This window comes from Candidatus Methylospira mobilis (assembly GCF_009498235.1).
GTDB lineage: Bacteria > Pseudomonadota > Gammaproteobacteria > Methylococcales > Methylococcaceae > Methylospira > Methylospira mobilis.
Genome location: NZ_CP044205.1, coordinates 1,418,282 through 1,432,500 on the forward strand (window position 1 = coordinate 1,418,282; position 14,219 = coordinate 1,432,500).

Genomic DNA, 14,219 nt, shown 5'->3' on the forward strand with positions numbered 1-14,219 from the left:
TTATTTGTCGATGATACTCGTTTGTTTCAGGAATATTCATACGCAAAAGTTTCAGCATGGGCCGGTTTGTGCGTGTCCGCCTTACTATTGACAGGCTGTCAATATCCGGCTCCGTTCGACAGGCAGACGGAAGTTCCCGGGATATTACAAATTCAGCAGGTAAAACCTGTTCCGCCGCAACTCAATGAGGTTGCCGAAGCTTCCCGGAACTTGAGCGAGGTCGAGTATCTCCCGGTCTCCGGGACTATCTATGATGCTCAGAGCGGTAATGCGGAGAAAATAACTCGGACGGAGGGCAAGAGGGAGGGTAAACATGCCCTGAACTTTGACAATGCCGACATAGGCGAAGTAGCCGGGGTTATTTTGGGCGATGCGCTGAAGTTGAACTACGTCATCAACCCGAAAGTGACAGGCAAGATCAGCCTGCAAACTGCAGCGCCGTTGAGCGATGCTGAAATGATACCGGTGCTGGAGACGCTGCTGCACATGAACGGCGCCGCGTTGATCAAGAGCGATTCGCTTTATCGCATCGAAGCGGATACGTCCGCGATCGTCAATGCGCCAAGCCGTGGAGCCGGGCCGGCCGGAAAGATACAGCCGGGATTTCAGGTGCGGGTGGTGCCGTTGCGTTTTGCAGGCGCGCATGAAATGCAAAAAATCGTAGAGCCGTTGTTGCCGCCGAAGTCGGTGATCTATGCCGATTCGCTGCGGAACCTGCTGATAGTTGCCGCGAATGCCGACGATCTTGAGAACGTCAAGCAGACCGTAAGCGCTTTCGATGTCGACTTTATGCGCGGAATGGCGGTGGCGTTTTTCCCGTTGCATAATGTCGATCCGGTTACGCTGAAGCACGAGCTGGATGCGTTGATGATGAGCGGCGATAAGGGGGCTGCGCAGGGGTTACTGCGCATTCTGCCGGTAGAGCGGCTGAATGCCGTCATGGCGGTTTCGGCGCAGCCTGCCTATTTGCGCGACGTGGAAACCTGGGTAGAGCGGTTGGATCGCCTGAGCCCGCATAAATTCGGAGAAATGAATATTTATAAAGCGCAGCATGTGGATGCCATGTCGTTGGCGCGGACGCTGACCCAGGTTTTTGGTCCGGCGGCTCATGCGGAGTCCGGGCCGCAGGTTTCAATCGCGCTGGGAATGAGCGGCGCGTCTGTCGGTGGCGGCGCTTTTGGCGCGAGCGATAACGGCCGAAGCGGTCAGGCGTCGGGCGTTTCTTCGGGCGGTAGCGGCAGTACGGCCGGTTCCTCTTCCGTCGCGAACGATGCGGCTTCGGGTCCTGGTTCCGCATTGGTTGCAGAAACAGGCGCTTCCGGCGCCTTCGGAGCCGGCGCGTCAACTGCCGGCGTCAGGAGCGGAAACGGCAATAGTCAGGCTACGGTTGCCGAACTGGCCAACAACGCGCGCGTGGTTGCTGATCCAGCCAATAACGCCTTGGTGATATTCGCCAAGCCGGCGGAATACCATGACATGGAAATCGTGCTGAAGGAGCTGGATACGATGCCCAGGGAGGTGATTGTCGACGCGATGATTGCCGAAGTGACGTTGACCGGTAGTTTGCAATACGGTCTGCAATGGTATTTTAACCATGGCAGCAGTTCCGGCGGGTTGGGGCAGCCCGGTTTGTTGGGAGTGAACGCCAATAATCCGCTGTCGGCAGTTCCCTCCAACGCAGCGACCAAGGGGTTTTTTACCCCTGCGATGGCGGCAGGCGGGTTCAGTTACGTGATGGCCGCCAATGATCTCAGGGTCGAACTGGATTTGCTGGCATCGCAAGGCAAGGTCAATATTTTGACTACGCCTTCGATCGTGGTGCGGAACAACCAGGAGGGGCAAATCAATGTGGGTCAGCAAGTAGCCGTGTCGAACGGCAGCCAGGTTGTCACCACAAACGGCGCTCCGACCTCGACCAGTACATTTTCTTATAGAGATACCGGCGTTACGCTTAAACTCAGGCCGCGCGTGAATGAAGGCGGTCTGGTGTTCCTGACGGTTCAACAGGAGCTTGTGCAACCGCAAGCCGCTTCGGTTGCCGCTCCGTTGAATCCTCCCTTTTTACAGCGCAAAATTTTGAGTACGGTAGCAGTATATAGCGGAGATACCCTGGCCATGGGAGGGTTGATTTCGGAACAAACCAACGATACCGTTTACGGTATACCGATACTGTCCGAATTGCCCTATATCGGCTGGTTGTTTGGCACAACGCTCAAATCCTTGAATAGAACCGAGGTGGTGATGCTGTTGACGCCTAGAATTTTAGCATCGCGGACCGATGCGGCCAGCGTGACAAATGAGTACAGGCGCCGCTTGTCCGAATGGAATGAGACTGCGCCGTCGATGCCTGCAGCCGTACACTGATATCAGGTAGTCTGGTTTGCGAAAATAGCGATTTCTTTGATTTGTTTGTTGATAAAGTGACTGCGGGTCCGTTCACTATGAAGTTAACCATGTCGGAGTTTTTCACATCTGAATACGATTACTGAGGTTTCATCGGCTTATTCACAGTTTACCGGCTGGTTGCAGGAAACAGGCAAAGCGCGCGATGTGGAAATTAATCGCGCTTACCGCTTGGCGCAGCAGTCGGAAGAGGTGTCGCTGCCGCTGTTGTTGATGCGCATGGGGGTGATTTCCGAAAGGGACGTGGCCGAAGGTTTGGCCGATGTCAGCGGTTTGCTGCTGGTCAAGGCTGCCGAGTACCCCAGCGCAGCGATACTCCCTGATTCCATACCGCAGCGATTTCTACAGGAAAACAAGGTTATCGGTCTGAATGAAACGCCCGAAGCTTTCGAAGTGGCGGTCGCGGACCCGCTGGACCGGTTCCTGGCGCACGCGCTGAGTCTGGCTTGCGGCAAGCCCGTGCATATGCGCGTCGGACTTGCTTCCGAAATCGAAAAAGCCATTGAGCAGCAGCTGGGTACAGGACGTTCCTTGATGGGACAGTTGACCGATCATTTTGGCGGCGATGACGAAAGTGAAGAGACTGATGTCGAGCAGCTCAAGGATATGGCAAGCGAGGCGCCGGTTGTGCGCATGGTGAATCTGGTAATGCAGCGCGCGGTGGACGCGCGGGCTTCCGATATCCATATCGAACCGTTCGAGGAGCGGCTGCATGTGCGTTTTCGTGTCGACGGCGTGTTGAAGGAAGTGGAAGCGCCGCCGGTGCGTTCGACGGCTGCCGTGATTTCCCGCATCAAGATCATGGCGAAGCTGAACATAGCCGAGCGGCGCTTGCCGCAGGATGGCCGCATCAGTTTGATGGTTCAAGGGCGTGAGCTGGACTTGCGCGTTTCGACGGTGCCGACGCTGTACGGCGAAAGCGTCGTCATACGTTTATTGCACAAGGAAAGCATCAGTCTCGATTTTGCCGCATTGGGTTTTGATGGCGACGTACTCGCGCGTTTTCTGAGACTCCTGGAGTTGCCGCATGGCGTTATTCTGATTACCGGCCCGACCGGCAGCGGAAAAAGCACCACGCTGTATACCGCGCTGCATCGTATCAACACCCCGGACCGTAAAATCATCACTGTCGAAGATCCGGTCGAATACCAGCTCGAAGGCATCAACCAGATACAAACCAAGGCGCAGATAGGACTGACTTTCGCCAGCGCATTGCGTTCCATCATGCGCCAGGATCCGGATGTGATCATGATAGGCGAGATGCGCGATCTGGAAACGGCGCGTATCGCGGTGCAATCCGCCTTGACCGGTCACTTGGTGCTTTCCACGCTGCATACCAACGATGCCGCGAGCGGCGTAACGCGTCTGCTCGATATGGGGCTGGAGGATTATTTGATTACTTCCACCGTGAACGGGATACTGGGGCAGCGTCTGGTGCGGCGCTTGTGTCCGCATTGCCGCGAACCGTACGCCGCGGCGCCGGAGGTGGTCAGCGAAATGAGGTTGCGCCGTTTCGTGGCCGAAGGCGATGTTACGCTTTACCGTCCGCGTGGATGCGAGCGTTGCGATCAGCGGGGGTACAAGGGACGTCTATCCATCGTCGAGTTGCTGGTGATGAGTGATGAAATTCGGCGTATGGTGATGGAGCATGTTCAGGCGCGTCATATCGAAGAGCAGGCGCTGAAAGAAGGCATGTTGACCATGCATGCCGACGGCGTGCGCAAGGCGGTCGAGGGCTTGACTACGATAGAGGAAGTGCTGCGCGTCACTTCGGATGTTTAATTTGCATGGGCATAACGCGAACGACGAATCTGCGCTTCGGCGACCTGGGTACAGGAAGTTTCCGCTGCATCCGTCAGGCGTTCCACATTTGAACGACTGCCGACCGATGACCGGAAGCGTGAAAGGCGGGCAACGCTTGCCCAGCAATTCACCACAACCGGCAAAGCGTGAGCTGGATGCCAAAAAAAACCTATTATTCAGGGGGATAACTTATGTTTCGCCGACGACTTTCGTTTTTGTCTTCTATCGCTACCGCTCTTGCCGTACTGGTGCTGACTTCACCTATTCGCTTGGTTAATGCGAAGGAATCAGGCGCGAATGGAGATAGACATAAACCGGAGCCGCGCGCGATATTACCGGTTTCCGACCCGCTGATGATCTCGCCCCTTGTCTGGTCTGTATTGGCCAAGCCTGTATATCCTGTCGAGACGACCGACGGACGTATCCATCTGGTGTATGAGTTAAATGTCAATAATAATTCGCGCTATACGGTTAACCTTGACGCCGTTGAGGTGCTGGACGCGAGAACCGGCCTCCGGACAGGGCTAAACCAGGCCATCAGCCTGGACGGGCAGGACATTGCGGGCAAAATCCGACCTTTCTCCCTGGAAAATCCCAGCCAGAACGCAGTTGATTACACGAATCAGCTCGGTCCCGGACAAGGCGGCGTGATTTATTACGATCTGAGCTACCAGATAGCGAGAGACCTGCCCCAATCGATTAAGCATCGAGTCGTTGTTTCGTTCCAAAAAGCAGACGGTACGACTCAGTCGCTTACATCCATGGACGCTGGAACCGAAATCAGCCGCGAGAAAGCGCTGAGCATCAGTCCGCCGCTGGAAGGCGCAGGCTGGCTGATTGCCAACGGAAGCGGCGGAATCGTTACCGCGCATCGCTACACAGCTCAGCCAACCAATGGAGCGCTACGTTCAGCGGAGCATTTTGCCATCGATTTTATCAAGCTGGATCAGTCTGGTAAGCTTCACTCAGGCGACCAGTACAACAACAGCAGTTACTTCTGCTATGGGCTAAACGTGCTTTCCGCGACGAACGGACGCGTGGTAGTAGTGTCCGACGGGATGACGGAGCAGATTCCCGGACGGCTGGTTCCTCCGCAAGAAGTTCTTCAATATACAGGCAATCATGTGGTTGTCGCGATTGGCTCTGGAAAATATGCGCTCTATGCGCATTTGGTGCCCGGCAGCGTCAAGGTCAAACAGGGCGATGGTGTCAAGGCCGGGCAAATCCTCGGACAGTTCGGCAGCTCTGGAAACAGTGACGCCCCGCATCTACACTTCCAGATTACGAACTCTGCTTCAGCTTTCAATACCGTAGGGTTGCCGTTTGTTTTTGAGCGGATGCGCTATCAAGGCCGTCTTAAAGGGGAGCTAAACCCGGCTATAGATTCCTTGTTCAAGGGAGACGGCGCCGAAATCGACACCAGCGACGCCGGACTGCGATCACAGCAGATGCCGCTGACGCTTGATCTGATCGAGTTCAAATGTCGAGTATTGGCCGGAGTGAATTCCCGGTTGGGTTTTAAGTTATTATTTGGGTAATTATTCAGCGAGCGGAACCAGAACATGGTAGTTGCTCTTAATTTGGCGGCGCATAAAAGCTTTCGGCTGAAATATTTTGCAGAAGCCGACTTTAGCCCGCGAATGGCCGACCGCTCGCGGGCTAAAGCTCGCTCCTACAGGGGTACATTGCGAGTATTTACAGAGCCCGGGTATGCCCCTTTATTTTTATAAAGCCGTTACATTTGAAGGTGAAACAATTGAAGCGCAAAGCGAGGCTCGCGACGAGCAAGCGCTCGTCGTTCAGTTGCAACGCGAGGGGATGCTGCCGATACGAGTAACGTTGGCTTCGTCCAATCCGCTGAGCTGGTGGCGTATGCGCAGATACCGTTCGAAGCTGGGTCTCAAGGATATCGTGCTGTTTACACACGAATTGCTGACCTTGCTGCAAGCCGGTCTTCCATTGGATAGGGCGCTGACGGTGCTGCTGGAGCTTACGCAGGAACAAAAGGACCTCAATGCGATGATAATGCGCATATTGGAAAGCGTGAAAGGCGGTGCCCAGCTTTCCGATGCGCTGGAAGCGCAAAGTGGTGTATTCAGCCGTTTTTACCTGAATCTGATAAGAGCAGGTGAGGCCAGCGGCGCGCTGGATCAGGTTTTGTCTCGATTGTCGGAATATCTGGAACGAACGCGCGAGTTGCGCGAAACTGTCGGCACAGCCATGGTATATCCGGCCATACTGCTAACGATGTCGGCGTTATCCCTGTTGTTATTGCTGACTTTCGTTGTTCCGCAATTTACGGAAATGTTTGAAAGCGCCGGCAAGGAGCTGCCGGTTCCAACGCAAATTGTTGTCGGTCTGGCTACCGGGCTGCGCAACTTCTGGTGGGCTTTGCCATTGCTGGGCATGGGTTTTGTAAGTTTTTGGCGCTACCAGCTCTCGGACCCGGAGCGGCGCAAGGTTTGGGATGCGCGTTTTCTGAAACTGCCTCTGGTTGGCGATTTGATACGCAAGATAGAAGTGGCCAATTTCAGCCGCACCCTGGGTACTTTGCTGAGTAATGGCGTAAGCCTTTTGCCGGCGCTTGCCATTGTTCGTGACACCTTGAGTAATCGGGTTATCGCTGAAAAAATGGATCTGGCGCTGGAGAGCCTGAAGCAGGGGGGGGGCTTGTCGGCGCCGTTGATCGAATCCGGTCTGTTTCCCACCCTGGCTATTCAGATGGTCAAGCTCGGTGAAGAATCCGGGCATCTGGACCAGATGTTGGAGCGTATCGCCGTGACCTACGACAAGGAAATCAAAATAGCCGTGCAACGCCTGCTGGCATTATTGGAGCCGGTGCTGATCGTGGGCCTTGGTATCATGATTGCTGGTATCATTATTTCGATACTGATGGCGATATTAAGTGTCAATGACCTGGCGTTTTAACCTCAGACAAGGGCTGGCGGCACCTGCTTGCGGCGTTACGCTTAGCGAAACAAATTTATCCATAGTAAGGACTAACGCATGAACTATTCCAACTATCCCATTGCTTCTTTTCGCCGTTGCGCCGGTTTCACATTGATTGAATTATTGGTGGTGCTGGCCATTATCGGTCTGTTGGCCGGGCTGGTGGGGCCGCAGGTGATTAAACACCTGGGCGAATCCAAGAGCAAGGCGGCGCGCGTTCAGCTGGAAGAATTATCCTCGGCGCTGGATATGTACCGCATAGACAACGGACGTTATCCTACCAGCGAAGAAGGCTTGGATGTGCTGATAGAGGCTCCGTCAAACGCAGCTGGCTGGAATGGCCCTTACCTGCGAAAGAAGAAAGTGCCGCTCGATCCCTGGAATCAGCCATATCACTATACTGCGCCAGGCCAGCACGGTAAGTATGATTTGTTTACACTGGGAGCCGACAACGCCGAAGGCGGTGACGGTGAAGACAAGGATGTGCTTGGCTGGGAATAAACGTTCGTGGTTTTCAGGCGGACCATGACGAAAGGCTTTACGCTGATCGAAATGATGCTGGTGCTGGTCATCGCTGCAATGATGGCCGGCGTGGTGGCGCCAAATCTGATGCCGGCAATTGCCTCCGCCCGTTTTCGTTCTGCGGTGGACGATGTGGTGTCGGGTTTGCGATTTGTCCGTAGCGAAGCGCTGATACAGGGGCATGAATCGATATTTGTTCTGGATATAGAGCATCACGCTTACCGGCTAAGCGGTAAAAACCGGATCTATAACCTGCCGGACTCCGTTAAACTGGAGTTGTTTACAGCAGAACAGGAGCGGCAGGGGGAAAGCCAGGGCGGAATCCGTTTTTATCCTGACGGCTCTTCCACTGGAGGGCGCATCACGATGACCGGCGCCGGTCGTCGCGAATATGTGGATGTGAGTTGGCTGACGGGCGCTATCGTTGCGCGGCATGCCGGTGCCGGTTCTTAAAGCCGGCCGACAGCGAGGGTTTTCCCTGCTGGAGGTCATGGTGGCTTTTTCGATCATGGCTATTGCGGTCTCCGTACTGCTGCGCGTTTTCGGGAGTGGACTGCAACTGGGCTCTTTATCTCTGGACTATGCGCGCGCGCTGCAGCATGCGGAGTCGTTGCTGGCAGGGGTAGGGGTGGAAACGCCATTGCAGTTGGGCGACAGCCAGGGTAAGTTCGACGAGCGTTTTCATTGGCAGATACATATCAGTCCTTTTCAGGCCGAAGGCGCGCCAATTCCGCAAAATCTGCCGCTCAGGGCGCTATGGGTACAAGTGACCGTGCGCTGGGGCGCGGAAAGACCGGGGCAGCGAGAGCGCGAGGTGGCGCTGGCCACGCTTAAGCTGTCGGCCGCCCCGGCCAACTAGCCAAATAGCCGTTAACTCATGAACGCTTATTGTTCTCATGGCTCATCTCCGCCGCCGCTTGGAGGGCGTAAGGCGGGGCCGTGCAAATCGCGAAGCGGACAGCTAAGCTCCTCTTCCTCTGAGATCTGCCGGGCCAGGGAGGCCGCACATGGCGAGCATTTGCATGACAGGGCGCGGCGTTTTCACCCCCAACGCTTAGGCCGGCGTAGCTATCAACCCGGCTTCACATTGTTGGAGGTGTTGATTGCATCAAGCCTGATGATGATGATGATGACGCTATTGCTGGGCAGCCTGCGCATGGTGGCCGGCAGTTGGGATGCCGGCGACAAGCAAAGCGAGCAACTGAACCGGCTGCTGGTGACACAGAATTTCTTGCGTGCGCAGTTGAGCGCTCTGCGCCCGCTGGTACGCCCCAGGTCGGCTTTGGAGCCTCCCAATGCGGCTGCGACGCTTTATTTTCAGGGCGGCGCCGACTGGGTCGAATATGCGGCGGCACTGCCTCCGCAAGTGCATGGCGGTGTTTATGTGTTGAGGCTTTATATCGAACGACTGGAAAACGACAGGCGTTTGATGATTTCCATACGCCCGGCGGCAGGCAATGACTCAGCAAGCTCAGGCCCGCAGTCGATAGACGATGTGGTATTGCTCGAGCATGTGCAATCATTGAAGATCAGTTATTTTGACAAATCTGCGCCGCAGGGTACGCCGTGGGTGTCTTCGTGGACTGGAAACATTTTGCCGTGGTTGATAAAGATTCAGATTGCCGACAGCGCAGCAAACTGGCCGGAAATGGTTGTAGCGCCACAGGTACGGGTAAAAATGTGAGCCCGAAGGGCAGGCAGCAGGGTTATGCGCTGATTGCCGTGTTATGGGCGGTAATGCTGTTAATGATAATGGCCGCCAGTTTTTCTTTGACATTGCGGAGAGGGTCGGGTGTCCTGGAGGGGGCTATGGAGCGTGCGCAGGGGATAGCATTGGCAAACGCCGCCCTGAATTACGCCATGTTGCAGCTTACCGTACCCGATCCTGCGCTGAAATGGCGCGGCGGCAGCATGCACTCGTTCAGTTTGCCGGGTGGGAAGGTGCGCGTCAGGCTTTTCGACGAGGGAGGCAAGATCGACATCAATTCGGCGCAATATGAAACGCTGTCCCGTATTTTGGGACCATTACTGGGGAATGGCGAACGCGGTTCCGCGTTGGCTGCCGCTATTGTTGATTGGCGTGATAAGGATGATGAAAAGCTTGCGAAAGGCGCCGAAGCAACCGAGTACACTTTCGAAAAAAAAGGCTATGTTCCAGCCAACAGAACATTTCAATCCATAGAGGAATTGCAAATGGTGCTGGGGATGACGCCTGAGTTTTACAGGACGCTGGAACCCATGCTCACGATTTACAGCGGCCAGGACGGAATCAATCTGCGCCATGCGTCCCGGAAGGTATTGTCCATGTTGCCTGGCTTGGATAGCGCTGCCATCGAGTCGTTCATGAGATCTGTTCAGGCCGCCGCATCCAGCAATGCGGATCCGCTTGCTTCGCTGACATTGCCTATCGGCATTCCAACAACGACCGCAGGCGATGTCGCTTACACCGTCGTTGTCGAGGTTGTGACGCAAGAAGCGCCGCAACCGGTTTATATCAAGGCGATAATCCGGCGCGAGCGTGTCGAATCGGGGATACCTTTCGCCATCGCCAGCTGGAAACAACAGTTCTCACCCTCCTTGCTCGACAACTGATTGTTTCCGCTTCGCATCTTTCTCTGCCTGATCGCCGGTACGGATATGGTTGGTGGCAAAAGTGGTAACCGAATAAATCAGCGTTTCTTCCGGTTAGCTTTTGGGCAGATAATAAAAACCGAATCCCAGCACCGTATAGAGACCCATTAGCAGCAGGCCCTCGAACCAGGTGGTGCGGTTGTTGGCAATCAGAGTCCGCGTAACCGTGACTGAAAGCAGAATCGCGACCAGTTCGAAGTTGTTGAACAGCAAATTCATGTCCAGTTCCATGGCCGCGCCGCAAATGACCAGCACTGGCGCCACCAGCAGCACCAATTGCGTGGTAGCCCCCAGGTTGATGGATAAGGCCAGCGTCATCTGGTCTTTGCGCGCAAAAGTGTAGGCATTGAGATATTCGGGTATATTGCCGATCAAAGCGAGCAAAAAAACGCCGGCGAATACCGGGTTCAAATGCATAGCATCGGCGGCGGGTTGCACCGATCCGGTCAGAATGTCGCTGAGCATCGCCAGTGTCGAGGCTACGCATGCCAGAACGGCAAGCGCAGTATTACGTCCCCATGCGGGTTTTTCTTCGAGGTCGGCGACTCGATCAAGCGATAATCCCGGAACGCCTTCAATGTCGGCTGCGCGTCTCTGTTCGAGCGCGACATCATCGATAACACTCTGGTGGCTGTCGGTGACGGCGGCGCGTTCATTGAGCAGTATATGCAGGATGCCTGCTGCGTAAATGATAAGCAGTGTGACGGAGATATGCAGGCTGAGCTCGCGATCGGTGTCGGCAGCGACATGGAAAACCGACGGCACGATCAGGCTGAGCGTCCCCAAAACCAGTAACGCGCTATGTATGGATATGACTCTTCCGTCGAATGATTGCGTGCCGCGTTTAATTCCGCCTGCGAACATCGATAGTCCGAGACCGAACAGCAGGTTGCCTATTATGGCCCCGGCTATCGAGCTTTTCAGCATATCGATCAGACCGTGATTCAGCGCCGCAATGCCGATGATAAGTTCCGGCGCGTTGCCCATGCTGCCGCATAACATGCCCCCGAAGTGGGGACCCAGATAATGCGCCAGCGCTTCGGTGGCTTTTCCCATTAATGCCGCAAGCGGCAGTATAGCTAAAGCAGAGGTTGCGAAGGTAATGGTGGGAGCCGCATGTTCATGTTCAAGTCCGAATGCAACAGGAATAAATATAAGTAACCAATTCATTAAAAAATCAGGTCAGCTCGCTGCGGCGGTATGGGGTAAATAATAGAAACCGAAGCCGAGCATCGCGTATACGCCTATCAACAGCAACCCCTCGAACCAGGTTGAGCGATTGTCGGCGATCAGGCTGCGCGCAATGTTGACCGATAGAATAACGCCGATCAGCTCGAAATTGCTGAACAACAGATTCATCTTCAGACCCATCAGTGTTCCGCTGATGACCAGCAGCGGAGCTACCAGCAACACTAATTGCGTAGTTGAGCCCAGATTGATCGATAACGCCAAGGTCATCTTGTTCTTGTGGGCGAAGGAAACGGAGTTCATGTATTGCGGAATATTGCCGACCATGGCCAGCAGAAACACGCCGGCAAAAACCGGATTCAAACCCATTGCGTCGGCTGCGGGTTGAATGGAGCCGGTTAACAGATCGCTCACCACGGCCAGCGCAACAGCAACGGCCGCCAATATAGCCAGCGCCGTGTTGCGGCTCCATTCCGGCGTTTCCTTGGTTTTGGGTTTCGCAACAGGGTGTCCGGGAGGGATGTCGATGGAGTCCGTATTACGCCCGTCCCGAACCAATGTGTGTATGATGCTGGCGACATAGATCAGCAGCAAGGTAACCGAAATATGCAGGCTGATTTCCTGGTCGACATCGGTGGTGAAGTCGAAAACCGCGGGAATTATCATGCTGAACGTTCCCAGCATCAGCAGCGAGCTGTTGATAGAGACCATGTCGCGGTCAAACGTCTGAAACGGTCTGCCGAGACCACCGACAAACATGGAGAGCCCGACCCCGAACAGCAGCGTACCGAGTACCGACCCAGCGATCGAACCCTTCAACATGTCGATCAATCCGTGATTCAGAGCCGATATGCCGATGATAAGTTCCGGCGCATTGCCCATGGTGGCGCTCAAAAGTCCTCCGTAGCTGGGTCCCAGATAGCTTGCGAGCGCATCGGTGGCTTTTTCCATCAGCATCGCCAGCGGCATAATGGCCAATGCGGATGCGATGAAGACGATGAAAGGATCGGCATGCCAATGATCCAGCCCGAAAGCTATTGGAATGAATATCAGTAGCAGGTTTATCCATTGCATGCGGACGGTCTCCGGTTATTGACGTTTAAGACAGGAAGGGCTGAAAAGCTGATCACGCGTTCTTTCGTTCAGCTTATGAAGAGGGTGGGGCAATTTTGTCATTATTCATTGACTATGGTGTCCTGATGCGAGGGCGTGCTCTTGTTGCGAGCTTGCATCAGCTCATGCGCTATGTTGAGCGCTGCCATGACGGCAACGCGTTCCGTGCCGATGACGCGACCATTGTCGCGGATAGCCCTCATCCTTTCGTCAAGATAGCGCGCAGCCAGCAACAGGTCGTGTTCTTCGTCGCGTGGACATGAAATAGGGTATTCCTTACCGAGCAGTGATACTTTAATAGGCGGATTGGCTTCATCCATCGTCTCAATTCCTCAACACAACATCATTCCTTGGTAGCATAATTAAAGTGTGAACAGTCTACAAGGTGCATTTATGAAATCACTACCGGAATATGAGGATATAGAGGACGCGATAGCGTTGCAGGAAGAGGTGGCAAGCGCCGCAGAACTGCATGGTTTGTTTTGCGGCATGCAATGCGCCAAACCCGGACTCGACGCGCAGACATGTTTACAGCTTGTGTTTGGAAGCGGGAAGGGTGCCGTGAGCGACGATGACCTGGAGCAAATGATCGCGCTTTGCGAGTCAGTGCGCGAAGGGCTAAGCAGTCTTGATTTTTCCTTTGGTTTGTTCCTGCCGGATGATGACGAGGCGTTGTACGAGCGCGCCCAGGCATTGGGCGAATGGTGTCAGGGATTTTTGTATGGCCTCGGCGCTCAGGCGGAATCCACGTCATGGCATGGGGAATGCCAGGAGATTTTGCGGCATCTTGTCGATATTGCGCAGTTGGACGCGGATGCCGCCGGAGAGGAAAACGAGGCCGCATTCATGGAGCTGAGCGAGTTTGTGCGTATGGGCGTGCAGCTGATTTACGGTGAAACACGTGCGGCAGCCCAGCCGTCGCGGGTACATTAATTATTAGTGAGTGTTTGAGAGTTACGACCGAAGCAGTCGGGTTGAGGCAAGCCAGTCGAGCCACGCTGCAAGTCCGCCCTGGAAGCTATCTGCTCTCGTCCTTGTGCGCAGAAGGCCTCACCTCACTTTCTTTTCAGCGGGTTGGCTGGACAGTTACATACAGGTAACGATTCTGCAACGGGCTTTGGCTTAGCAGGTAAGGCTGCCGAGACACGTGGAAGAGTGTCGATTTGGCAGCGTCGCCCGCAAAACCATAATTGGAGGCTCGTCCATGGCATCACTGCCATAGACGGTCTCACCAGCCTTACCCCAGCCCTTCATGAAAAGCACATAAGGGGTTATTGAATAAGTGTTTATTTTCAACAAATGAAAAGTGTTTCTTAACAGTTACAATGACAGGAGATTTTTGTCTTTATGATTCCTTCTGAGGAGTTCAAGCAGCGCCGTAAAAAAGTTATGCGGGAAATGAAAAAGCGCAGCATGGCGTTGATAGTCGGCCACTCGGCGTCGGTCAGAAATGGCGATGTTGAGTATCCTTTTCGTCAGGATAGCGACTTTCTGTATCTGACCGGCTTTGACGAGCCGGATGCCGCGGCCGTTTTTTTGCCGGGTAGGGAAGAAGGCGAGTTTGTGCTTTTTTGCCGAGAATTCGATGAAACGCGGGCGCTTTGGACCGG

Annotated in this window: 14 protein-coding genes (1 of these 14 cut by a window edge); 11 read left to right on the forward strand and 3 right to left on the reverse strand. The window is 54.6% G+C overall.

The annotated features are described in order from the left end of the window. Positions 1–72: 72 nt before the first annotated feature. From gspD to F6R98_RS06250, 9 genes are all read left to right on the forward strand, one after another. A complete protein-coding gene (gene gspD, locus F6R98_RS06210; RefSeq protein ID WP_194270169.1) occupies positions 73–2,364 on the forward strand; it encodes a type II secretion system secretin GspD in 2,292 nt (763 codons plus the stop codon). Between the two features lie 186 nt (positions 2,365–2,550). Further along, entirely contained in the window at positions 2,551–4,185 is a 1,635-nt protein-coding gene (gene gspE, locus F6R98_RS06215) for a type II secretion system ATPase GspE (RefSeq protein WP_315698999.1), read from the forward strand. Between the two features lie 212 nt (positions 4,186–4,397). After that, on the forward strand, positions 4,398–5,744 hold the full coding sequence (locus F6R98_RS22610) for a M23 family metallopeptidase (RefSeq protein WP_153248250.1): 1,347 nt from the start codon (positions 4,398–4,400) through the stop codon (positions 5,742–5,744). A 172-nt stretch (positions 5,745–5,916) separates the two neighbouring features. Further along, positions 5,917–7,134 carry a type II secretion system F family protein gene (locus tag F6R98_RS06225; protein ID WP_153248251.1) on the forward strand — a complete coding sequence of 406 codons (1,218 nt, stop codon included), beginning with the start codon at positions 5,917–5,919 and terminating at the stop codon, positions 7,132–7,134. A 78-nt stretch (positions 7,135–7,212) separates the two neighbouring features. Further along, complete coding sequence (gene gspG / locus F6R98_RS06230) at positions 7,213–7,656, forward strand: type II secretion system major pseudopilin GspG (protein WP_153248252.1); 444 nt, start codon at positions 7,213–7,215, stop codon at positions 7,654–7,656. Between the two features lie 24 nt (positions 7,657–7,680). After that, positions 7,681–8,130 (forward strand): GspH/FimT family pseudopilin, encoded by a 450-nt coding sequence (locus F6R98_RS06235; protein ID WP_153248253.1) that lies wholly within the window; start codon positions 7,681–7,683, stop codon positions 8,128–8,130. Next, positions 8,117–8,536 (forward strand): type IV pilus modification PilV family protein, encoded by a 420-nt coding sequence (locus tag F6R98_RS06240; RefSeq protein ID WP_228125127.1) that lies wholly within the window; start codon positions 8,117–8,119, stop codon positions 8,534–8,536. Before F6R98_RS06235 ends, F6R98_RS06240 begins: the two co-directional genes overlap by 14 nt. An 18-nt stretch (positions 8,537–8,554) precedes the next feature. Next, a complete protein-coding gene (locus tag F6R98_RS06245) occupies positions 8,555–9,361 on the forward strand; it encodes a prepilin-type N-terminal cleavage/methylation domain-containing protein (RefSeq protein WP_153248255.1) in 807 nt (268 codons plus the stop codon). Then, complete coding sequence (locus F6R98_RS06250) at positions 9,358–10,269, forward strand: type II secretion system minor pseudopilin (RefSeq protein ID WP_153248256.1); 912 nt, start codon at positions 9,358–9,360, stop codon at positions 10,267–10,269. Before F6R98_RS06245 ends, F6R98_RS06250 begins: the two co-directional genes overlap by 4 nt. Before the next feature lie 93 nt (positions 10,270–10,362). Here F6R98_RS06250 and cax (F6R98_RS06255) read toward each other — a convergent pair whose 3' ends face one another. From cax (F6R98_RS06255) to F6R98_RS06265, 3 genes are all read right to left on the reverse strand, one after another. Beyond that, positions 10,363–11,478, reverse strand: coding sequence for a calcium/proton exchanger (cax, locus tag F6R98_RS06255; RefSeq protein ID WP_153248257.1), 1,116 nt, complete (start codon positions 11,476–11,478; stop codon positions 10,363–10,365). 12 nt (positions 11,479–11,490) lie between these two features. Further along, positions 11,491–12,570 (reverse strand): calcium/proton exchanger, encoded by a 1,080-nt coding sequence (gene cax, locus F6R98_RS06260; RefSeq protein WP_153248258.1) that lies wholly within the window; start codon positions 12,568–12,570, stop codon positions 11,491–11,493. Between the two features lie 101 nt (positions 12,571–12,671). After that, the gene (locus tag F6R98_RS06265) at positions 12,672–12,929 is read right to left on the reverse strand and encodes a cell division protein ZapA (protein ID WP_153248259.1); all 258 of its coding nucleotides are present in this window, start codon (positions 12,927–12,929) and stop codon (positions 12,672–12,674) included. A gap of 73 nt (positions 12,930–13,002) precedes the next feature. Here F6R98_RS06265 and F6R98_RS06270 point away from each other — a divergent pair, with 73 nt between their 5' ends. Continuing rightward, positions 13,003–13,542: a UPF0149 family protein gene (locus F6R98_RS06270; protein ID WP_153248260.1), complete on the forward strand. Its 540-nt coding sequence runs from the start codon at positions 13,003–13,005 to the stop codon at positions 13,540–13,542. 414 nt (positions 13,543–13,956) lie between these two features. Further along, on the forward strand, positions 13,957–14,219 hold the 5' end (the start) of the coding sequence (gene pepP, locus F6R98_RS06275) for a Xaa-Pro aminopeptidase (protein ID WP_315699004.1). Its footprint extends 1,063 nt past the window's final position; only the first 263 of its 1,326 coding nucleotides appear in the window; the start codon lies at positions 13,957–13,959; the stop codon falls past the right edge of the window.